The organism is Cupriavidus cauae (assembly GCF_026210475.1).
Classification (GTDB): Bacteria; Pseudomonadota; Gammaproteobacteria; order Burkholderiales; family Burkholderiaceae; genus Cupriavidus; species Cupriavidus cauae.
The window spans coordinates 2,130,075-2,150,041 of sequence record NZ_CP080293.1; the positions used below are offsets into that span (position 1 = coordinate 2,130,075).

Genomic DNA, 19,967 nt, shown 5'->3' on the forward strand with positions numbered 1-19,967 from the left:
CGCGTATTGAATCGCGCATTGATTTGCGCATTGATCTGAATGGCGTGGCAGGGGCAGCAGGGGAAGTGGTGACATGGTGACGTCCACCGACGCGACCGGGCAGATTGCCGGCACGCCGGACGCGGGCCTGGTCGAGCAGGCGCTGGCGTATGCGCGCGAGCATGGCGAGGCGGTGGCGCTGCCCACCGGCGAGAGCGTGCTGTCGCATGCCGAGGGGATGCTGCGCATCCTCGACGGCCTGCGCATCGACGACGCCGCGCGCGCCGCCGCCTGCCTGTTTCCGGTGGCGGCCTTCGTGCCGGAGACCGAGGGCGAGATCGCGGAGCGCTTCGGCGACGAGGTCGCGCGCCTGGTCAAGGACGTGCGCCAGCTGCTGCGCATCGGCGCGATCGCCGTCAATCGCGGCGACACCGTCGAAGCGCCGTCCTCGCGCAACGAGGCGCAGGCGCGCCACGAGCAGGTCGAGGCGCTGCGCAAGATGCTGCTGGCCTTCGCGCAGGACATCCGCGTGGTGCTGGTGCGCCTGGCCTCGCGGCTGCAGACGCTGCGCTGGCTCGCGCAGACCAAGAACGCGCCGCTGCCGGGCGTGGCGCGCGAAACGCTGGACATCTACGCGCCGCTGGCCAACCGGCTCGGCATCTGGCAGATGAAGTGGGAGCTGGAGGACCTGGCCTTCCGCTTCGAACAGCCGGACACCTACAAGCGCATCGCGCGGCTGCTCGACGAGAAGCGCATCGAGCGCGAGGGCTATATCTCGCGGGCCATCGAACGGCTGCAGCGCGAGCTGGCCGCGGCGGGCATCCGCGCGGAGGTCAGCGGCCGCCCCAAGCACATCTACAGCATCTGGAAGAAGATGCGCGGCAAGGATCTGGACTTCGCCGATCTCTACGATGTGCGCGCCTTCCGCGTGATCGTCGACGACATCAAGGACTGCTATGCGGTGCTCGGCATCGTGCACCACGTCTGGCAGCCGATTCCGCGCGAGTTCGACGACTACATCTCGCGCCCCAAGGCCAACGGCTACAAGTCGCTGCACACGGTGGTGATCGGCGACGACGGACGCGCTTTCGAGGTGCAGATCCGCACCCACGAGATGCACCACTTCGCCGAATACGGCGTGGCCGCGCACTGGCGCTACAAGGAGGCCGGGGGCAAGGGCTACAGCGGGCAGTTCGCCGCCAACGAGAGCTACGACGAGAAGATCGCCTGGCTGCGGCAGCTGCTGGCGTGGAAGGACGATGCCGACCACACGGTGGCGCACGACGAGTCGCCGTGGGAGCAGCTCAAGCATGCGGCCATCGACGACCATATCTACGTGCTGACGCCGCAGGCGCGCGTGGTGGCACTGCCGCAAGGTGCGACGCCGGTCGACTTCGCCTACTACCTGCATACCGACCTGGGCCATCGCTGCCGCGGCGCGCGCGTCGACGGCGCGATGGTGCCGCTGAACACGCCGCTGAAGAACGGCCAGACGGTCGAGATCGTCGCGGTCAAGCAGGGCGGGCCGTCGCGCGACTGGCTGAACGCGGATCTCGGCTACCTGGCCAGCTCGCGGGCGCGCGCCAAGGTGCGCGCCTGGTTCAACGCGCTCGATTCGCAGGAGACCATCGCGCAGGGCCGCGTGCTGATCGACAAGACGCTGCAGCGCGAGGGCAAGACCGCGGTCAACCTGGACGTGCTGGCGACGCGGCTGGGCTTCAAGACGCCCGACGAGCTGTACGCGGCGGTGGCCAAGGAGGAGTTCAGCCTGCGCCACGTCGAGCAGGCGCTGCGCCATCCGGAAGGCGAGGGCGCGCCGCAGGTCAGCGAGGAAGAGGCGGTCACCAAGAAGAGCCGCGCCACCAGCGTCGCGCGCGGCGCCAAGAGCGGCGTGCTGGTGGTCGGCGTCGATTCGCTGATGACGCAGATGTCGCGCTGCTGCAAGCCGGCGCCGCCCGACGACATCGTCGGCTTCGTCACGCGCGGACGCGGCGTGTCGATCCACCGGCGCCAGTGCCACACCTTCCAGCAACTGGCGGCGCGCGCGCCCGAGCGCATCATCCAGACCGAATGGGGCAAGAAGAGCGACGCGGTCTATCCGGTCACGATCCATGTCGAGGCGATCGACCGCCAGGGGCTGCTGCGCGATATCTCCGAGGTGCTGTCGCGCGAGAAGATCAACGTCACCGGGGTCAAGACGCTCAGCAGCAAGGGCGTGGCGCGGATGCAGTTCACCGCCGAGGTGGCGGAGGCCACGCAGCTGCAGCGCGCGCTGGGATTGATCGAAGAGGTGTCCGGGGTGTTGCAGGCTCAAAGAAAGTGATGCTATACTTGCGGCTTCGCTAGGCTCGTAGCTCAGCTGGTTAGAGCACCACCTTGACATGGTGGGGGTCGTTGGTTCGAGTCCAATCGAGCCTACCAACGAATTGCAGTACCGAAGACAGCAGCACCCAGACATTTCACCGAAGGACATCCAGACGCCATGGTTATGACACCGCGAACTACTACCGCTGACAAGCGACAGTAGGTCGAGGTGCGTCTTCGTCCCAGGTCGCCCGGAACATCGGGTCGATCGATTGGGTGAAATTATGAAAAACGCGGCCTTGGCCGCGTTTTTTTTCGCCTGTCGCCTGCCAGCACCCTGATAAGCTGCCGGTCGCCCGGTCCCGTGCGGGGCGGCCAGTCGAGAAATATTCATCCGCCCGAGGCAACGACCCTTGCCGGCGGATTCCCTGTAAGAGGTCCAAGATGATCGCAATCACGCTGCCGGATGGCTCCCGCCGCGAGTTCCCCGAACCCGTCACGGTTGCCCAGGTCGCGCAGAGCATCGGCGCCGGCCTGGCCAAGGCCGCGCTGGCCGGCAAGGTCGACGGCAACCTGGTCGATACCAGCTACCTGATCGACCGCGACGCGTCGCTGGCCATCGTCACGGACAAGGATCCGGAGGGCGTCGACATCATCCGCCACTCCACGGCCCACCTGCTGGCCTACGCGGTCAAGTCGCTCTATCCCGACGCGCAGGTCACGATCGGCCCGGTGATCGAGAACGGCTTCTACTACGACTTCGCCTACAAGCGTCCCTTCACGCCGGAAGACCTCGCCGCCATCGAGAAGAAGATGGCCGAGCTGGCGAAGAAGGACGAGAAGGTGTCGCGCGAGGTGTGGGATCGCGACGAGGCGGTCAAGCTGTTCGAGTCGATGGGCGAGAAGTACAAGGCCGAGATCATCGCGTCGATTCCCGCCGGCGAGGAAATCGGCCTGTATCGCGAAGGCGAGTTCGTCGACCTGTGCCGCGGCCCGCACGTGCCGTCCACGGGCAAGCTCAAGGTCTTCAAGCTGATGAAGGTGGCCGGCGCCTACTGGCGCGGCGACGCCAACAACGAGATGCTGCAGCGGATCTACGGCACGGCCTGGGCCCGCAAGGAAGACCAGGACGCCTACCTGCACATGCTGGAGGAGGCCGAGAAGCGCGACCACCGCAAGCTGGGCAAGCTGCTGGACCTGTTCCATCTGCAGGAAGAGGCGCCCGGCATGGTGTTCTGGCATCCGAAGGGCTGGCAGATCTGGCAGGCGGTCGAGCAGTACATGCGCGGCCGGCTGACGGAGGCCGGCTACAGCGAAGTGCGCACGCCGCAGGTGATGGACCGTTCGCTGTGGGAGAAGTCCGGCCACTGGCAGAACTACAAGGAAAACATGTTCGTCACGGAGTCGGAGAAGCGCGACTACGCGATCAAGCCGATGAACTGTCCGGGCCACGTGCAGATCTTCAACCACGGCCTGCGCTCGTACCGCGACCTGCCGCTGCGGCTGGCCGAGTTCGGCTCCTGCCACCGCAACGAGCCGTCCGGCGCGCTGCACGGGCTGATGCGCGTGCGCGGCTTCGTGCAGGACGATGCCCACATCTTCTGCACGGAAGAGCAGATCGTCGCCGAGGCCAAGGCCTTCAACGACCTGGCCTTCTCGGTCTACGACGACTTCGGCTTCAAGGATGTGGCCGTCAAGCTGTCGCTGCGCCCGGAGCAGCGCGCCGGTTCCGACGAGGTGTGGGATCACGCCGAGGAAGGGCTGCGGATGGCGCTGCGCGCCTGCGGTGTGCAGTGGGAGGAACTGCCGGGCGAGGGCGCCTTCTACGGCCCGAAGGTCGAGTACCACATCAAGGACGCGATCGGCCGCTCCTGGCAGTGCGGCACTCTCCAGCTCGATCTGGTGCTGCCCGAGCGGCTGGGTGCCGAGTTCGTCTCGGAGGACAATTCGCGCAAGCGGCCGGTGATGCTGCACCGGGCGATCCTGGGCTCGTTCGAGCGCTTCCTGGGCATCCTGCTGGAAAACCACGCCGGCGCGCTGCCGGCCTGGCTGGCCCCGGAGCAGGTTGTGGTGATGAATATTGCAGATTCGCAGGCGGAATATGCGGAAAACGTCGTGCAACTGCTGCAAAAACAAGGGTTTAGGGCCAAGGCGGATTTGCGTAACGAGAAAATTACGTATAAAATCCGCGAGCACTCGCTGCAGAAGGTGCCGTACCTGATCGTGGTCGGCGACAAGGAGCGGGATGCCAATCAAGTGGCCGTGCGTGCCCGTGGCAACGTGGATCTGGGTGTGATGCCCGTCTCCGCGTTCGTGGAGCGTCTGAACAACGACGTTGCCACCAAAGCCTGATGGGAGCACGGCTTGTTTTTTTCTTCTTGAGGTAACGGAACATCGCTACGGACAAAGGTCATCGCATCAACCGCGAAATCAGCGCGCCCGAAGTGCGCCTGGTAGGGGTTGATAACGAACAGCTGGGCATCGTCAAATTCATGGACGCACTGCGGCTGGCAGAAGACAAGGACTTGGATCTGGTGGAGATCGCGCCCAACGCGGCTCCTCCCGTGGTTCGCATCATGGACTACGGCAAGTTCAAGTACGAGGAAGCCAAGCGCGCCCACGAGGCCAAGCTGAAGCAGAAGATCATCCAGGTCAAGGAAGTCAAATTCCGCCCTGGCACGGATGACGGCGACTACAACGTCAAGCTGCGCAATCTGAAGCGATTCCTGGAAGAAGGCGACAAGACCAAGATCACGTTGCGTTTCCGTGGTCGCGAGATGGCCCACCAGGAAATCGGCGCGCGCATGCTCGAGCGGCTCAAGAGCGATCTGGAGGAGTTTGGCCAGGTCGAGCAGATGCCGAAGATGGAAGGCCGCCAGATGGTCATGGTGCTGGCCCCCAAGAAGAAAAAGTAAGCCAAGGTTTTGCGTGGCGTGCGGGCGACGGTCGTGCGCCCGGACGACGCGCGAACACAGCGCGGGCCGCTCGCGGCGCCGTGCAAAACAAGTGGATGCGGGTCTTGCAAGCGTCGGCGTCAGCCGTCCACCTGCATGCATGTCATAGAGCTGGAGTTTTTCATGCCGAAGATGAAGACCAAGAAAAGCGCTTCCAAGCGCTTTACTGCGCGTCCGAACGGTTCGTTCAAGCGTGGCCAGGCCTTCAAGCGTCACATCCTGACGAAGAAGACCACCAAGAACAAGCGTCAACTGCGTGGCACTCAGGACGTCCATGAGACGAACCTGAAGTCCGTTCGCGCGATGATGCCCTACGCCTAACCCCTGACGAAAACGAAAGGAGAGTTTCATGCCTCGAGTCAAACGTGGGGTCACCGCACGGGCCCGCCACAAGAAAGTCATTGACGCTGCCAAGGGTTACCGCGGCCGTCGCAATAATGTCTATCGCATCGCCAAGCAGGCGGTCATGCGTGCTGGCCAGTACGCATACCGCGATCGTCGCAACAAGAAGCGCGTGTTCCGCGCCCTCTGGATTGCACGTATCAACGCGGCGACGCGTGAGCATGGCATGACCTACAGCGTGTTCATGAACGGTCTGAAGAAGGCCTCGATTGAGCTGGACCGCAAGGTGCTGTCGGACATGGCGATTCACGACAAGCCTGCCTTTGCCGCCATCGTCAACCAGGTGAAAGCCGCCGTTGCCTGATGCCGGTTCCGGTCGCGCGAGCGACCGGGCGCATGCACCGACCGCAAGGTCGAAAGCGGCCTCCGCCAAGGGGTCGCCGAAACGGGGCTCCGAATCGAGTCCCGTTTTTTTTTGCCGGTCCTGCCGTGTGCGGGGCCGGGAGCCATACACCATTCATCGCCGACCACCGCCATGTCACTGGATCCGGACCAAATCGTCGCCGACGCGCAGGCCGCCTTCGCCGCCGCCAACGACAACGCCACGCTGGAAAACGAGAAAGCGCGCTTTCTCGGCAAGACCGGCGCGCTGACCGAGCTGCTCAAGGGCCTCGGCAAACTGGACCCGGAAGCCCGCAAGGAGCAGGGCGCCCGCATCAACCAGGCCAAGCAGCAGGTCGAGGCCGCGCTGCAGGCGCGCCGCCAGGCGCTGGCCGACGCGCTGATGAACGCCCGGCTGGCGGCCGAGGCGATCGACGTCACGCTGCCCGGACGCGCCGTCGCGCGCGGCAGCCTGCATCCGGTCATGCGCACCTGGGAGCGCGTCGAGCAGATCTTCGGCTCGATCGGCTTCGACGTTGCCGACGGTCCGGAGATCGAGACCGACTGGATGAACTTCACGGCATTGAACAACCCGGACAACCACCCCGCGCGTTCGATGCAGGACACGTTCTACGTCGACGGCCGCGACAGCGACGACAAGCTGCTGCTGTTGCGCACGCATACCAGCCCGATGCAGGTCCGCTATGCGCGCATGCACGTCGAGAAGTACCGGGGCAAGGCGATGCCGCCGATCAAGGTGATCTGCCCCGGCCGTACCTATCGCGTCGACAGCGACGCGACCCATTCGCCGATGTTCAACCAGGTCGAGGGCCTGTGGATCGGCGAGAACGTCAGCTTTGCCGACCTGAAAGGCGTCTATACCGATTTCCTGCGCAAGTTCTTCGAACGCGACGACATCCAGGTGCGCTTCCGCCCCTCGTACTTCCCCTTCACCGAGCCGTCGGCCGAGATCGACATGGCGTTCGAGGAAGGCAAGAACGCGGGCCGCTGGCTGGAGATATCCGGCTCGGGCCAGGTGCACCCGAACGTCATGCGCAACATGGGGCTGGACCCCGAGCGCTATATCGGCTTCGCATTCGGCTCGGGGCTGGAGCGGCTGACGATGCTGCGCTATGGCATCAATGACCTGCGCCTGTTCTTCGAAGGCGACGTGCGTTTCCTGCGCCAGTTTGCGTGAAGGCCTCGGGCGCGTGTGTTCGCCGCGCCCGGCCTGCAACCCCGAACGGCCTTAGCGTCATCGTCGAACCCTGGCGGCGCCATGCCGCCGCCCACAGCATACCCACCGGATCAGTAGCGCCATGCAATTCTCGGAATCCTGGCTTCGTACCTTCGTCAATCCCGACAATCTGACCACCGACGCGCTTTCGCACCGCCTGACCATGGCCGGGCTGGAAGTCGAGGAGGTCGGGCCGGTCGCGCCGCCGTTCGACAAGATCGTGGTCGCCCGCGTGCTGGCCACCGAGCGCCATCCGAACGCCGATCGCCTCAACGTCTGCCAGGTCGATGCCGGCACCGGCGAGACGCTGCAGATCGTCTGCGGCGCGCCCAACGTCAAGCCGGGCATCCTGGTGCCGTGCGCGCTGGTGGGCGCGGTGCTGCCGCCGACCGAAGCGGGCGGCAAGCCGTTCGAGATCAAGGTCGGCAAGCTGCGTGGCGTCGAGAGCTACGGCATGCTGTGCTCGGCGCGCGAGCTGAAGCTGTCCGAGGACCATGAAGGCCTGCTGATCCTGCCCGAGGACGCGCCGGTCGGCGAGAACATCCGCCGCTACCTGGACCTCGACGACCAGGTCTTCGTGATCAAGCTGACGCCGAACAAGGCCGACTGCCTGTCGATCCACGGCGTCGCGCGCGAAGTCGCGGCGCTGACGGGCGCACCGCTGACGCTGCCGGCGATGGAGCCGGTGGCGGTCACGATCGACGACCGCCTGCCGGTGAAGATTTCCGCGCCCGATCTGTGCGGCCGATTCAGCGGCCGCGTGATCCGCGGCGTCAATGCCCGTGCCGCGACGCCGGCGTGGATGGTGCAGCGGCTCGAGCGCGCCGGCCAGCGCAGCATCTCGGCGCTGGTCGACATCTCGAACTACGTGATGCTCGAGCTGGGCCGTCCCTCGCACGTGTTCGATCTGGACAAGATCCACGGCGGGCTCGACGTGCGCTGGGGCCGCAAGGGCGAGCAGCTGAAGCTGCTGAACGGCAATACCGTCGAGGTCGACGAGACCGTCGGCGTGATCGCCGACGACAAGGAAATCGAGAGCCTGGCCGGCATCATGGGTGGCGACAGCACCGCCGTGACACTGGACACCACCAATATCTATCTGGAGGCCGCCTTCTGGTGGCCGCAGGCGATCCAGGGCCGCGCGCGCCGCTACAACTTCTCGACCGATGCCGCGCATCGCTTCGAGCGCGGCGTCGACTATGCGACCACGGTCGAGCATATCGAGCGTATTACCGCGCTGATCCTGCAGATCTGCGGGGGCCAGGCCGGCCCGGTCGACGATCAGGCGGTCAACCTGCCGCAGCGTCCGCCGGTGCGGCTGCGCGTCGCGCGCGCCGAGCGCGTGCTCGGCATCGCGCTGAACCCCGCCGAGATCGCCGACGTGTTCCAGCGCCTGGGCCTGCCGTTCACGCAGGGCGAGGGCGCCGAAGGCACCGTGTTCGAGGTCACGCCGCCGAGCTATCGCTTCGATCTGGAAATCGAAGAGGACCTGATCGAGGAAGTCGCCCGCATCTACGGCTTCGAGCGCATTCCGGCGCGGCCGCCGGTGGCCGAGAGCGAGATGCGTCCGACCGGCGAGGCGCGCCGTTCGACCCATGCAGTCCGCCATGCCGTTGCCGCCCGCGACTATCAGGAGGTGATCAACTTCGCCTTCGTCGAGGAGAAGTGGGAGCGCGATTTCGCCGCCAACGACAATCCGATCCGCCTGCTGAATCCGATCGCCAGCCAGCTGGCCGTGATGCGCTCGACGCTGATCGGCGGGCTGCTCGACAAGGTCCGCTACAACCTCAATCGCAAGGCCGCGCGTGTGCGCCTGTTCGAGGTCGGCCGCGTGTTCCTGCGCAATGCCGGCACCGGCGATGGCGGCCTGACCGTGGCCGGCTACGATCAGCCGATGCGCGTGGCTGGCATCGCCTGTGGCCCCGCCTTCGAGGAGCAGTGGGGCGTGCCGACGCGACCGGTGGACTTCTTCGACATCAAGGGCGATGTCGAGGCGCTGCTGCATCCGCGCCAGGCGCGCTTCGAGCCGGTCTCGCATCCCGCGCTGCATCCGGGCCGCGCCGCCACCGTGCTGCTCGAGGGCAAGCCGATCGGCGTCATCGGCGAATTGCATCCGCAGTGGCTGCAGGCCTATGAGCTGAGCAACGCGCCGGTGCTGTTCGAACTGGACCTGGATGCGGTGCGCGACATCGGTCTGCCGGGCTACACCGAGATCTCGAAATTCCCGGCCGCCGTGCGCGACCTGGCGTTGGTGGTCAAGCAAACCGTGCGCGTGCAGGACCTGACCGATGCGATGCGCGCCGCGCTCGACAAGCAGGGCTTCGGCCGCTATCTGCAGAGCCTGGTGCTGTTCGACGAATTCCGCCCGAAGGCCGCTTCGGCGGCCATCGGCGCGGACGAGAAAAGCCTTGCCTTCCGCTTGACCTTGCAAGATACTGGGGCGACCCTCCAGGACGAGACCGTCGACAGCGCCGTGCGCTGCATGGTCGAAGCCGCCACCGCCGCCTTCGGCGCCCGGCTGCGCGGCTAGCCACAGCCCGAACCCTGAATGGGCCGCCCGGGCACCCGCATCCGGGCGGCAGACTGACGAGATGAACGACCAACACGCGACTCTGATGACCGCAGCAGCATTGGGCGAAGCTGGCGACCGGCACGCGGCTACGCAGGCGGACGAAACGCCGGAACCGCGCGTCACCGAGGTCCCGACCCTGACCAAGGCCGAACTCGCCGAGATGCTGTTCGATCAGGTCGGTCTCAACAAGCGTGAATCGAAGGACATGGTCGAAGCCTTCTTCGACGTGATCCGCGAAGCGTTGGAGCAGGGCGACAGCGTCAAGCTGTCCGGCTTCGGCAACTTCCAGTTGCGCGACAAGCCGCAACGCCCCGGCCGCAATCCGAAGACCGGCGAAATCATTCCGATCACCGCCCGCCGCGTGGTGACCTTCCACGCCAGCCAGAAGCTCAAGAGCCTGGTGGAGGAACGCGCCGGCCTGGCGCCCAGCGACTGATTGACCTGACTTACCGCCCTGGCTGACTGACCGTCGATAGCCATCCCGCGCGGTCCATTGCCGCTGCCGCGGCCAGTCTGTATGCTGCTGCTGCGCGCCGAATCGGCGCCATTCCCCTCCAACCACCGCCGGCCCGGCCTGAAACCCGTCCGTCCACTGCATGTCGGATAAATCGAGCGAGCGCATCACGTTGCCGCCCATTCCCGCCAAGCGCTATTTCACCATCGGTGAAGTGAGCGAACTGTGCGCCGTCAAGCCGCACGTGCTGCGCTATTGGGAACAGGAATTCACGCAACTCAAACCCGTCAAGCGGCGCGGCAACCGGCGCTACTACCAGCACCACGAGGTGCTGCTGATCCGCCGCATCCGCGAGCTGCTGTACGAGCAAGGCTTCACCATCAACGGCGCGCGCAACCGGCTCGACGAAGGGCGCCATCACGCCGAACCGGCCATGCCGGAAGAAGCCGCGCCGCTGCCCTCGGCGAGCACGGGCATCGCACCTGCGGCGTCCGTATTGACGGTGGATGTTCCCGCCTTGCGCGGCGAACTGATCGAGGTCCAGCACGTGCTTGCGCAACTGAAGCAGATCGCCGCCAAGGACTAAAAAATGCGCTCCACCGCCTATTCATTTCGGTGGGGCTTCTGATATACTCTTGTGCTTTCGGGGCGTAGCGCAGCCTGGTAGCGTACCTGCATGGGGTGCAGGTGGTCGGAGGTTCAAATCCTCTCGCCCCGACCAAATTGAAGCCCGCGTAATCGGAAGATTACGCGGGCTTTTGCCTTTTGGCGGGGTAGCCCCTTCAAGCCGGCCGCGTCCCGACCCTGTCTACCCCTTGATGTCGCGCGGATGGTTGCCGAAGCTGTTTCGCTCGCGGATCTGGCCGTCGCGGCCGTGGATGATCAGCTCGACCTTTGCCTGCTGTGCTGCTTCGGTGCCGGATGCAATGGCATCCTGTTGGGTTTCGTAAGTCGGGCCGGTGCCGTCAGTGCCTTCAATCCGGACCGCCCATTTGCCGTCGGCTTCCGGCACGACGTGGACATTTCCTGCCATGGTTGCCTCCTTTGGGATGTTGTTCGAGTTGTACGCGAGGGCATCGGGGACCGGTATCGGGCCACGTCCGACACGGGGAAGCGAGCGGGCGAATGGCAAGGTGGCCATCGACTGTTGGCTTATTGATCGCCGCTCGTCATCGTCCATGGCCGTCGGAGGGTTGCAGCTCGTCCTCCGCCGAGGTCGTTGCGCACCGCTTCGGAGGCGTCGGCGTGCCACTGCCACGCCTCATGGATGGAGCAGACCCGAAGACGTGCACTGCAAACCTTCGATTTCCGCCCCAGTATCGACGATTCCCGTCACCGCCCGCTTCTTTGTTCGCGATCGGCTTGGCACCATGACAGCTCCCCAACCCCTGAAGGGAGGAACGTATGGACGAAAGCCATTCGCAAGAGCTGGTCAAGCATCTGAGAGAGATCGTCGAACGTCTCGACGACATGTCGTACTACGCTGCCTCGTCGACAAGTCAGCGCGTGCATTTCGCCGCGATGGCGATGCAGGGACTGGTCACCAGCATGTCGGGAGAAATGGAAGTGGAGGCTGCCGCGAAGCGGGCCGTTCAGTACGCGGACGCCTTGATTGCGGCATTGGAAGACGAGTAGAAGCGCGGCGAGGCAGTGCAAGAAAGCCCGCGTGGTCGCAGCCACGCGGGCTTTTTGTTGTGTAGGCGCGGGAGGCTTTCGCGAGGATCGGACGATCATGGCTTCGCGCTTGCGATGCGCTCGTCGGTTGTCTACAGAACCGCGCCCGTTTTCAGTATGAGAGGTGCCCGCCTCGAACTAATGTATCGGCAGGCAAGGGCGGGATGTGTAGGCCGGCAACAATGCCGCTGCCCCCATCAGCGGCAATGCGCCGGTCGCCGCGTCCCGCCCGAGCCTATTTCCTAGTCGGTTGCATTTGCCCGATACCTTCATTGGTATCGGGCTTTTTTCATTGGGCGTGCGCCATCCGAGGAAGGCGGTGCCTGGTGCCCGCCATCCCCCAGCGCCGCCCTGGCGTGGCGCCAAGACAAAACGCCCGATGAAATTCATCGGGCGTTCTCGGTACCGGCCTGACGGTCAACCCAAAGCGGGCATCGGGGTTACGGGTGCGTCGTTCTCGCGATCAGCCGCCAGCGAATGTGTCCCTGCAGTGCCCCATGAACATGGTGGTTCTGCGGCGGCAAGGGATGTTCGCGGGTTGAGATGGCGCTGGAACCGCAGCCCTCACATCGGTAGATGCCCGAGTACGGGGCTTGCGCGCCGGGCGCCAGGACGAGCTCGTAGGCGGGGTCTTCCTCTTGCGTGAAATAGCGGGTGTCGTTGCAGAACGGCATATCTCCTCCTTGGAAAGGGCCGGGCAGCCATTACGCCATCAGTCGGAGGAGCTTCTGTCGGATTCGAGTTTCCTTCTTTCACATTCGAATGCTGAGCCCTCGGCTTCGGAGAGCGGGCGCGCTCGCCGGGCGCACCGATACGCGTTCGGGCTCTCTGAGCCAATTCGGATTGCGGCCCTGGTAGACGAATGGCAGCACAGCGGGCCAACAAGGAAGAGCTGCGCCGCGGGGCCTGAGCGCGTCCTTTTCGCGATGATGGAGCCTTCATGGCTTTGCGCTTCTGCCAGTGCCGACGCTTGTCTACAGAACCGAGCCCGTTTTCAGTATGAGGTATGGCGCGCCGCCACTAAGGTATCGCGAGGCGAGGACGAGGTGCGTAGGCCGGCAACAGCGCCGCTGCCCCCAATCAGCGGCAATGCGCCGGTCGCCGTGTCCCGTCCGAGCCTATTTCCTGGTCGGTTGCATTTGCCCGATGCCTTCATGGCATCGGGCTTTTTTATTGTTCGCTTCCACAGGCCGCGTTGCGAACACGGCGGCGCCGGACCCGCAGCATTATTTCCGCCCCTCGAACGTCGCCTCGAACGCCGTGGCCCGTGCCGTTTGCGGATCGAGCCGGCAGGTGAAGGTGAAATTGCGCCAACCGCTGCGGCCGCGTGCCTGGCCGTTTCCTTCGAGTACGGTATTGCCTTTCAAGCTCAGGCTTTGCGGCGTGTCGTCGCTGAGGAAAACGCGATCGACCTTGGCATCGGTGCGCTTCAGTTCCTGCAGGGCCAGCGGGCGGCACATGACTTCGGCGACTTTCTTGGCGTCGCTCCATTGACTGGCGACATTGCGGTCCGCGGGCGTGCGCAAGGTGCCGATGGCGCGGTCGAGCGCCTGTCGTTGCGAGTCCGTCAATGGGCTGCTGTACTGGGCGGCGGTGGGGTAAGCGGCCGTCGCGACGAGGGCGGCCAGCAGGGCGCGATGCAGTCGGTTCGAGCGTGCCATACGAAGTCCCATCGGTTTCGAATATCGGCGATTCTACGGCGATGCCGGCGGGGCGGCATCATTGCCGGTGTGGCACGCATCCAGCGTCAGTCGCATCCAGCGTGAGCCGCATCGCGCAGCGCAGATGCACCGGCAAGCCAAGTTCGCGTTCGTGCTCGAGCACGGCGGTGAGCCGTTCATCGAGGGCATCGCCTTCGATCGCATCGAATCCCAGCCGGCCGTAGAACGGCCCGTTCCACGGGAGGTCGCGAAATGTGGTCAGCGTGACGGCCGCCAGTCGTTGCCGACGTGCATGCGCAATGGCCTGCGAGACCAGGGCGCGGCCGTAGCCCTGGCCCTGGCAATCGCGATGAACGGCGAGTTCCCAGATATGCAGCGCTTGCCCGAACCGCTCGGCGCTGATAAAGCCGCGCACTTTGCCGGTGTCGTCCTCCGCGACCCATTCAGTGCCCGCCGCAATGAAGCGAAGGTGGACTTCCGGGGACAGGACGTCGTCGTCGGCGATCCATGCCAATGCCGGGACGGTCCTGAACAGCTCGGCGGCGGAGCGTTCGATGTCCGGCAGCGATGACGCGTCGCTGCCGGTCGCAGCCCGGATCAGCGGCGTCATTGCTGGCGCACGCTGTGAGTAGTGTTCGACGGCATCATGCCTCGGCGCCGTCGTTCGGCGGCTGCGCGATCTCGCGGATCACGCGCGCGGGATTGCCTGCCGCGACCACATTCGGCGGAATATCGCGCGTGACCACCGCACCCGCGCCGATCACGCTGTTCTCGCCGATCGTGACGCCCGCCAGCACGATCGCGCCGCCGCCGAGCCAGACGTTGTTACCGATCACGATGGGTTTGGCGGCTTCGTATTTCTGCCGCCGCAATTCCGGATCGACCGGGTGTGTCGGCGTCAGCAATTGCACATTGGGCCCGATCTGCACGTCTTCACCGATCGTGATCGGCGCGACGTCCAGTGCCATCAATCCGTAATTGGCGAAGGTACGCGCGCCGACCGTAATGTACTTGCCGTAGTCGACGTAAAGCGGTGGCTTGATATTGACGTCCGGACCGACGGCGCCGAGCATTTCATCCAGGACCTGTTGGGCGCTGTCGAGGTCGACGGCATAGCGCGTCTCGTATTCGCGCGACAGGCGATACGCGCGGCGCGATGCGGCCTGCAATTCCGGGTCTTCGGCGATATAGAGATCGCCGGCAAGCATCCTTTCCTTCTGGCTGCGATGGTCGATGTGCTCGGTGTGATCGGTGTGCTCGGTGTTATCGGTGCCGGTACTCGACATGGGTAGGCTGAGGGTTCGTTGTCGCGCGGCCGATCATAGCAGGACGTTGTTGCGGACTTGGCCGAGTGGAATTCGATCAGGCAGGTTCGCCTGCGGCCTGCACGCCCGCCCGTCAATCGCCGCCATCGCCACCGCCATCGCCACCGCCACCGCCGTCGGCACCACCATCGCCCGCATCGCCCTCATGGCCACGGCCATCGCCGCCGTCATAGCGCGTGCGCTGCTGGACCTGTCCATCCGGCCCGTGAATGACCAGTTCGACCTGGTCCTTGCTGGCCTTTTCGCGTCCGGCCGCGATGGCTTCTTCCTGCGAAGGGTAGTGCGAGGTGGCGTCGTCGGTGTCTTCGACGGTCACCGCCCAGCCGCGGTCGGCGGGCAGCACGTGGACGGTACGGTTCATGGTCGTGTTCCATTGCCGGCAGCGGGCGGGGGCATGGCGGCCCTGGCCACCGCGCTGCCGGGGGTCAAGCCGCCAGGCTTTCCTGTTCGGTCAGGCGGCGGATTTCGCCGTCGGCCTCCTGGACCAGCAGGCCCACGCCGCGCCGCCGGGCGGCGGCCATGGCGAGCTGCAGGGCGTCATCGCGGCCGTCGTAGCGCAGGATCGATTGCGCCTGGCCTTCGACGGTCAATTCCCATCCGGTATGGGTGGCTTTCAATACGAAGTTGCGAGGCATGGTCTTCGGTCGAGAGCGGAGGGAACTTGCATCGTAGTGCATCGGGATGCCGCTCAGTATGCGAGTTCGTCCTACGTCATCCCTTGGACGCCGCCGGATCGTGGCCGAAGCTGTTGCGCATGCGGATCTGCCCGTCGCGCCCATGCACCAGCAATTCGACACGGTCGCGCCGCGCGGCGTCGGTGGCGACCTCGATGGCTTCTTCCTGGGTCTCGTGATGCGAGCTGGCGACGGGTTCGCCTTCGCGGCTGACATTCCAGCCGCTGCCATGCGGCGTCACATGGATATTGCGTCCTGCCATGGTGGCACCTCTTGATCGGAACTTTCTTCCTTTCTAGAGCGGGGGCGGGGCGCCTGGTATCGGTGGCTGTCCGACAGTAAGCGGACGCGGGATGGCGCGCGCGCCAAAGGCCGCGGAGGCGGCGCGTGGCGCAGCGGGGCTTCAGCCGTGCCACCACCGCCATGCAAGCAGCGCCGCCCCCAGCCACAGGGCCACCACCATCGCGGCGCCCCAGTAGCTGCGGGGCTTGCCACGCCGCTCGTCGAGCCACCGGCGGGCCTGCTCGCGGCAGGAGTCGGCCAGGGGCGCAGGCAGCGTGCGCAGCGCGCACCAGATCAGCGCGGGCAGCAGGACGATCTCGTCGAGGTAGCCGAGCACCGGCACGAAGTCGGGAATCAGATCGATGGGGCTGAACGCATAGGCGACGATCAACGCGCACAGGCCGCGGGTCAGCCAGGGCGTCGCGGGATGGCGGCAGGCGAACCACAGCGTCAGCACGTCGCGCCGCAGTCGTCCGGCCCACGCGCGCAAGGTCTCGAGCATGACGGGGATGGCACGGATGGCGGGAGAAAGAAGGGGCTGGAGCGGATAGCGCACGTTGGCGCGGCAGCGCGCATGCTAGCATGGCCCGATCGAGGTCACGGGAGAGAACATCATGGCCAAGCGCGAACGGCCCGCACGTGCGCTGCAGGACGAAGTGAGCCGGCGTATCCAGCGACTGGACGAGATCGTCGACGAGGGATTGAAGGTGCGGGTGCCCGTGCCGCAGCCGCATCCGCGCGATGCGCGCGGGCGCAATTGGGATATGCAGGGCTTCGGCCATGTGCGCGGCCATGAGCGCGCGATTCGCGCCGTGGTCGACAAGGTGCGCGACGAGTTCGATCTGTCCGACAACCCCGCCGCGCCAACGGATCCATTCGCGCCGGCATCGTGACAGGCGTCACGATCTGCGGACCCTGAGCGCAACCCGGGCGCAACTTCAGCGCAACCTCGGCGCAACCTCGGCGCACTTCCAAGCGCCGCCGCTCAAGCGCCCCCAAAGCGACCCCAAGCGCAGCCGAAGCGCAAATTCACCCTCTCATGCCGGCTCGTGTTCCGGCATATCGGTGCAGGGCCCGTTGCGGCAAGGGCGGGGCGAACCGCCGCCCAGAATGGTGGGCGCCAGCGCGGGCCCGCGCTCGCCCAGCGCGCGATACCGGTCCAGCAGCGACAGGTTCTCGCGGATATGCTGCTCGGAAAACATCGAGGTGATGACGATGCCGTGCTCGCCGGCGAGGCTCAGCGCGAAGTGCATCGCCAGCTCCTGTTCGGTCAGTTCCTCCAGCCCCAGCTTGCTGACGGCGTCCCGCACCGGCCGGCTGGCGGCGCTGGCCGCCAGGCTGTCGGGCCCGCCGCCATAGGGCCGCGACAGGAAACGCTGCCGGCCGGCGCCCATGCCGGCATGCAGCCGGTCGAGCACGTTCAGATTGGCCTCGAACAGCCACGCCGGCGCCTGCTGCGCCATCGGTGTGGCACTGATCTCCGGCGAATCGATGGTCACGCCCCACTGGCCGATCTTGCCGTCGCGCTGGGCCTCGTCCAGGAAGCGCTGTAGCTCGTCGGTCAGCACCTCCGGCGAAAGCGGTTCGTGAACCAGGTAGTAATCGATGCGCTCGCTGCGCAACTGGCGCAGCGATTGCTCCAGGCACGCGCGCGCATAGCCGACCTCATAGTTGCGCTGCGACAGCGCGGCACGCGAGGCGGCATGGACCATGCGGCGGCCCCCGGGCATGCGCTTGATCCAGCCGCGCGCCAGGCTCTTGGCCAGGCTCAGCGCGCGCGTATTGCGCGGGGGCACCACGCCGAACTTGCTGGTGACGGTGACGTGCTGGCGCTTGCCGGCGAGGAACTCGCCGAGCAGCGCCTCGGCTTCCCCAAAACCGTAGGACCGCGCGACGTCGAAATGACGGATGCCGTTGTCATACGCGACCGCCAGCGCCCGCAGCGATTCCTTCCTGCCCACCCGGCCCAGCATGGGAGCACAACCGAAACCCAATCGGCCCGACAATTCCTGGGAATGCTCACTCACCTTGGCGCTCCTGCGGTCGCTACGGCAACGGGCTCGTCGATCGGTTCGACGGACGGGGGATTCCGATCCGCCACGGGCGTCGCGTCGGTCGGCATGTCGTTAGGCATGCGGGCGTCGTTTCGGTTCTCGGTCTCGTTTGCGGTATTGCTTGCCGCATCGCTCGCGTTCGGTCTGGCGAGCTGTGCCGCGATGTCGTCGGCGATACGCGCCGACAGCGCGACGATGGTCAGCGTCGGATTGGCCTGTCCGGACGACGGAAATACCGCGCTGCTGGCGACGTACAGATTGTCGGTGCCGAACACGCGGCAGCGGGGGTCCACCACGCCGTCGCGCCAGTGCGCCGCCATGCGCGCGGTGCCGATCTGGTGGAAGCCGTCGGCGGCCTGCGCCAGCACCGCGTCGACGCGCTCGGCCTCCGGCATCCAGTATTCGAGCCGGCCGGCACTGGTCTTGCGCAGATGCCGGTCCAGCAACGCATGGCAGCGCACCACCGAATCGGCGTCCGCGTGCTGATAGCGCAGATCGATCCGCAGCCGCCGCATGCCGTGGCAGTCGGCGGTCTCGGCCAGCGTCACGCGGCTCTCGCGCGAGGGCAACTGCTCGGCATGGTAGTGCAGCGCATAGACATTGTTCGGGCTCGGCAGGAAGAAGCCGGGCAGCCGCGGCCGCGCGAAGTAGCGCCGATAGACGAAGGGCGGCACGAAGGTCGCGATCTTGGCGAGGTCCTTGCAGACGTTGCGGACATGGGCGCCGCGGTCCTTGCGCGCACTGGCGTTGGCGACCAGCTTGGCGATCGCCGGCGGCGCCAGATAGCGGCTGATCACCGGCGTGCACAGCGCCAGGTATGCGAACGACAGGATGCCGTTGCCGTGCGCGGGATCGGCGGGAGGATGGTTGTCCAGCCACATCGCGGTATTCAGCAACTGCTGTTCGCGCTGCACGCGGGCCGGCACGGTGAAGCGCCGCCGCGCATAGAAGCCCTGCGCATCGCGCTCGAAATGGTAGATTGTGCGCGCCGCCTCCGAATCGAACCGCACGCTGGCGATCTTGCCGGAGATGTGGCCCATGTAGTGCCGGCCCAGCAGGCCGCTGCGATTGCCGAGGCGATCGCCGTGCCGCGCATTGACGTTCAGCAGCAGGCGCGTCGCTTCCAGCCCGCCGCAGGCCAGCACGAAATGGTCGGCGACGATGCGCGTGCGTGCGGCGCCGCGGGCCACCACGATGCTGGCGACATGCTCGCGGTCCGCGCTGGGTTCGATATCGACACAGGTGGCGCCGAGCAGCAGCTGCACGCTGGGCTCGCGCTCGAACCAGTCGCGATAGCGGCGCGCGAAGTTGGGTTCGCCGCTCCAGCGCTCCAGATCGGAGGCGATCACGTCGCCAGGCTGGAAGCGCGCGGTGATGGGCCGGCTCGCCGATTCGGCGGCGAGGCGATCGAGCGTGAAGGCAGGTTGGCCGCAGTTGGTGTACTCGCAGGCGCGCGCATAGTACGGCGACAGTTCTTCGTAGCGGATCGGCCAGGCGGTGCCGGGCGCGTAGTCGCGCGGCTCGAAGTCGATCGGATCGAAGGGGATGCAGCGCCCGCCCCAGAGCCACGACGTACCGCCGAACGCGCGCCGCACGGCATCCTGCATCGTCGCATGGCGGCGCGCATCGGCGAGCTCGGCGTCGCACATCGCCTGCGCTTCGTCCTGGAAGGTTTCGCCGCCGCTTTCGACCAGCATCACGGCGATGCCGCGGCGGGCGAGCTCCATCGCGCAGGTGATGCCGGCAGGCCCTGAGCCGACCACGCAGACGGTCGTACGCAAGCTCGCTTGGTGCGAGGGGGGACGCAGTACCATGGGAGGTTCTCCGGCAGCCTGGCGATCGCGGGATGACGCGGCACGGCCTGCCGCGCGCCCGGGTGGGGCGCGAGAGGCATGGGCCGGTTCGACACGCACAATCTATGGGCCAGGGTGGCCAGCGTCCGTACGTTGCCACACGCAGTGTTGCGCTGCGCAAGAGCGCGTGCCAGCGTAGTGCGTGCGCGAGGGCCTGTGCGAAGGGGCATGCGATGGCCTTCGCGATTGTCTTGGCGATTGTCTTGGCGACTTTGTGCGCA

At 66.0% G+C, this 19,967-nt stretch carries 22 protein-coding genes and 2 tRNA genes; 13 read left to right on the plus strand and 11 right to left on the minus strand.

The features are described from left to right. Positions 1 to 73 precede the first annotated feature (73 nt). The 11 genes from KZ686_RS09580 (at position 74) to KZ686_RS09630 (ending at position 10,944) form a co-directional block, all read left to right on the plus strand. Positions 74 to 2,302, plus strand: coding sequence for a RelA/SpoT family protein (locus tag KZ686_RS09580; protein ID WP_265632303.1), 2,229 nt, complete (start codon positions 74 to 76; stop codon positions 2,300 to 2,302). Between the two features lie 21 nt (positions 2,303 to 2,323). Beyond that, positions 2,324 to 2,400: transfer RNA gene (locus KZ686_RS09585), tRNA-Val, on the plus strand. Positions 2,401 to 2,727: 327 nt separating this feature from the next. Continuing rightward, positions 2,728 to 4,635 carry a threonine--tRNA ligase gene (gene thrS, locus KZ686_RS09590; RefSeq protein ID WP_150082174.1) on the plus strand — a complete coding sequence of 636 codons (1,908 nt, stop codon included), beginning with the start codon at positions 2,728 to 2,730 and terminating at the stop codon, positions 4,633 to 4,635. Between the two features lie 41 nt (positions 4,636 to 4,676). Next, complete coding sequence (gene infC / locus KZ686_RS09595) at positions 4,677 to 5,198, plus strand: translation initiation factor IF-3 (RefSeq protein ID WP_149319229.1); 522 nt, start codon at positions 4,677 to 4,679, stop codon at positions 5,196 to 5,198. Between the two features lie 162 nt (positions 5,199 to 5,360). Continuing rightward, entirely contained in the window at positions 5,361 to 5,558 is a 198-nt protein-coding gene (rpmI, locus tag KZ686_RS09600; protein ID WP_006575466.1) for a 50S ribosomal protein L35, read from the plus strand. Positions 5,559 to 5,586: 28 nt separating this feature from the next. After that, complete coding sequence (gene rplT, locus KZ686_RS09605) at positions 5,587 to 5,943, plus strand: 50S ribosomal protein L20 (protein WP_006575465.1); 357 nt, start codon at positions 5,587 to 5,589, stop codon at positions 5,941 to 5,943. 177 nt (positions 5,944 to 6,120) lie between these two features. Next, positions 6,121 to 7,158, plus strand: a complete 1,038-nt coding sequence (gene pheS / locus KZ686_RS09610; protein ID WP_190286290.1) for a phenylalanine--tRNA ligase subunit alpha — start codon at positions 6,121 to 6,123, stop codon at positions 7,156 to 7,158. A gap of 121 nt (positions 7,159 to 7,279) precedes the next feature. Further along, on the plus strand, positions 7,280 to 9,727 hold the full coding sequence (pheT, locus tag KZ686_RS09615; protein ID WP_265632304.1) for a phenylalanine--tRNA ligase subunit beta: 2,448 nt from the start codon (positions 7,280 to 7,282) through the stop codon (positions 9,725 to 9,727). A 61-nt stretch (positions 9,728 to 9,788) separates the two neighbouring features. Then, positions 9,789 to 10,205 (plus strand): integration host factor subunit alpha, encoded by a 417-nt coding sequence (locus tag KZ686_RS09620; protein ID WP_149319226.1) that lies wholly within the window; start codon positions 9,789 to 9,791, stop codon positions 10,203 to 10,205. Positions 10,206 to 10,365: 160 nt separating this feature from the next. Then, the gene (locus KZ686_RS09625) at positions 10,366 to 10,809 is read left to right on the plus strand and encodes a MerR family transcriptional regulator (RefSeq protein ID WP_226109054.1); all 444 of its coding nucleotides are present in this window, start codon (positions 10,366 to 10,368) and stop codon (positions 10,807 to 10,809) included. A 58-nt stretch (positions 10,810 to 10,867) separates the two neighbouring features. After that, positions 10,868 to 10,944 (plus strand) — tRNA-Pro (locus KZ686_RS09630). An 87-nt stretch (positions 10,945 to 11,031) separates the two neighbouring features. Here the strand turns inward: KZ686_RS09630 and KZ686_RS25470 are convergent. After that, positions 11,032 to 11,403 carry a DUF2188 domain-containing protein gene (locus KZ686_RS25470; protein ID WP_322784861.1) on the minus strand — a complete coding sequence of 124 codons (372 nt, stop codon included), beginning with the start codon at positions 11,401 to 11,403 and terminating at the stop codon, positions 11,032 to 11,034. Positions 11,404 to 11,627: 224 nt separating this feature from the next. Between KZ686_RS25470 and KZ686_RS09640 the strand changes: the two genes are divergently transcribed. Next, positions 11,628 to 11,858 carry a hypothetical protein gene (locus tag KZ686_RS09640; RefSeq protein WP_149319211.1) on the plus strand — a complete coding sequence of 77 codons (231 nt, stop codon included), beginning with the start codon at positions 11,628 to 11,630 and terminating at the stop codon, positions 11,856 to 11,858. A gap of 479 nt (positions 11,859 to 12,337) precedes the next feature. On the opposite strand, the gene KZ686_RS09645 is transcribed toward KZ686_RS09640, so the two are convergent. The 8 genes from KZ686_RS09645 to KZ686_RS09680 all read right to left on the minus strand — a co-directional run bounded on the left by KZ686_RS09645 (position 12,338) and on the right by KZ686_RS09680 (position 16,341). After that, the gene (locus KZ686_RS09645; RefSeq protein WP_149319210.1) at positions 12,338 to 12,571 is read right to left on the minus strand and encodes a hypothetical protein; all 234 of its coding nucleotides are present in this window, start codon (positions 12,569 to 12,571) and stop codon (positions 12,338 to 12,340) included. A 552-nt stretch (positions 12,572 to 13,123) separates the two neighbouring features. Further along, complete coding sequence (locus tag KZ686_RS09650) at positions 13,124 to 13,558, minus strand: hypothetical protein (protein WP_265632305.1); 435 nt, start codon at positions 13,556 to 13,558, stop codon at positions 13,124 to 13,126. A 58-nt stretch (positions 13,559 to 13,616) separates the two neighbouring features. Beyond that, positions 13,617 to 14,168, minus strand: a complete 552-nt coding sequence (locus KZ686_RS09655; RefSeq protein WP_265632306.1) for a GNAT family N-acetyltransferase — start codon at positions 14,166 to 14,168, stop codon at positions 13,617 to 13,619. Between the two features lie 34 nt (positions 14,169 to 14,202). Then, positions 14,203 to 14,844 carry a sugar O-acetyltransferase gene (locus tag KZ686_RS09660; RefSeq protein ID WP_265632307.1) on the minus strand — a complete coding sequence of 214 codons (642 nt, stop codon included), beginning with the start codon at positions 14,842 to 14,844 and terminating at the stop codon, positions 14,203 to 14,205. Positions 14,845 to 14,956: 112 nt separating this feature from the next. Beyond that, the gene (locus KZ686_RS09665) at positions 14,957 to 15,244 is read right to left on the minus strand and encodes a DUF2188 domain-containing protein (protein WP_265632308.1); all 288 of its coding nucleotides are present in this window, start codon (positions 15,242 to 15,244) and stop codon (positions 14,957 to 14,959) included. A gap of 64 nt (positions 15,245 to 15,308) precedes the next feature. Continuing rightward, complete coding sequence (locus KZ686_RS09670; protein WP_187829258.1) at positions 15,309 to 15,560, minus strand: DUF2188 domain-containing protein; 252 nt, start codon at positions 15,558 to 15,560, stop codon at positions 15,309 to 15,311. A gap of 34 nt (positions 15,561 to 15,594) precedes the next feature. Further along, on the minus strand, positions 15,595 to 15,819 hold the full coding sequence (locus KZ686_RS09675; protein ID WP_149319205.1) for a DUF2188 domain-containing protein: 225 nt from the start codon (positions 15,817 to 15,819) through the stop codon (positions 15,595 to 15,597). A gap of 141 nt (positions 15,820 to 15,960) precedes the next feature. Beyond that, entirely contained in the window at positions 15,961 to 16,341 is a 381-nt protein-coding gene (locus KZ686_RS09680) for a YkvA family protein (protein WP_226106559.1), read from the minus strand. Positions 16,342 to 16,453: 112 nt separating this feature from the next. Here KZ686_RS09680 and KZ686_RS09685 point away from each other — a divergent pair, with 112 nt between their 5' ends. Then, complete coding sequence (locus tag KZ686_RS09685) at positions 16,454 to 16,732, plus strand: hypothetical protein (RefSeq protein WP_149319204.1); 279 nt, start codon at positions 16,454 to 16,456, stop codon at positions 16,730 to 16,732. 144 nt (positions 16,733 to 16,876) lie between these two features. Here the strand turns inward: KZ686_RS09685 and KZ686_RS09690 are convergent, their stop codons facing one another. Both KZ686_RS09690 and KZ686_RS09695 read right to left on the minus strand, forming a co-directional pair. Further along, on the minus strand, positions 16,877 to 17,866 hold the full coding sequence (locus tag KZ686_RS09690) for an aldo/keto reductase (protein WP_150082182.1): 990 nt from the start codon (positions 17,864 to 17,866) through the stop codon (positions 16,877 to 16,879). Further along, on the minus strand, positions 17,863 to 19,707 hold the full coding sequence (locus KZ686_RS09695) for an FAD-dependent oxidoreductase (RefSeq protein ID WP_265632309.1): 1,845 nt from the start codon (positions 19,705 to 19,707) through the stop codon (positions 17,863 to 17,865). The genes KZ686_RS09690 and KZ686_RS09695 overlap by 4 nt, the downstream gene beginning before the upstream one ends. Between the last annotated feature and the right edge of the window lie 260 nt (positions 19,708 to 19,967).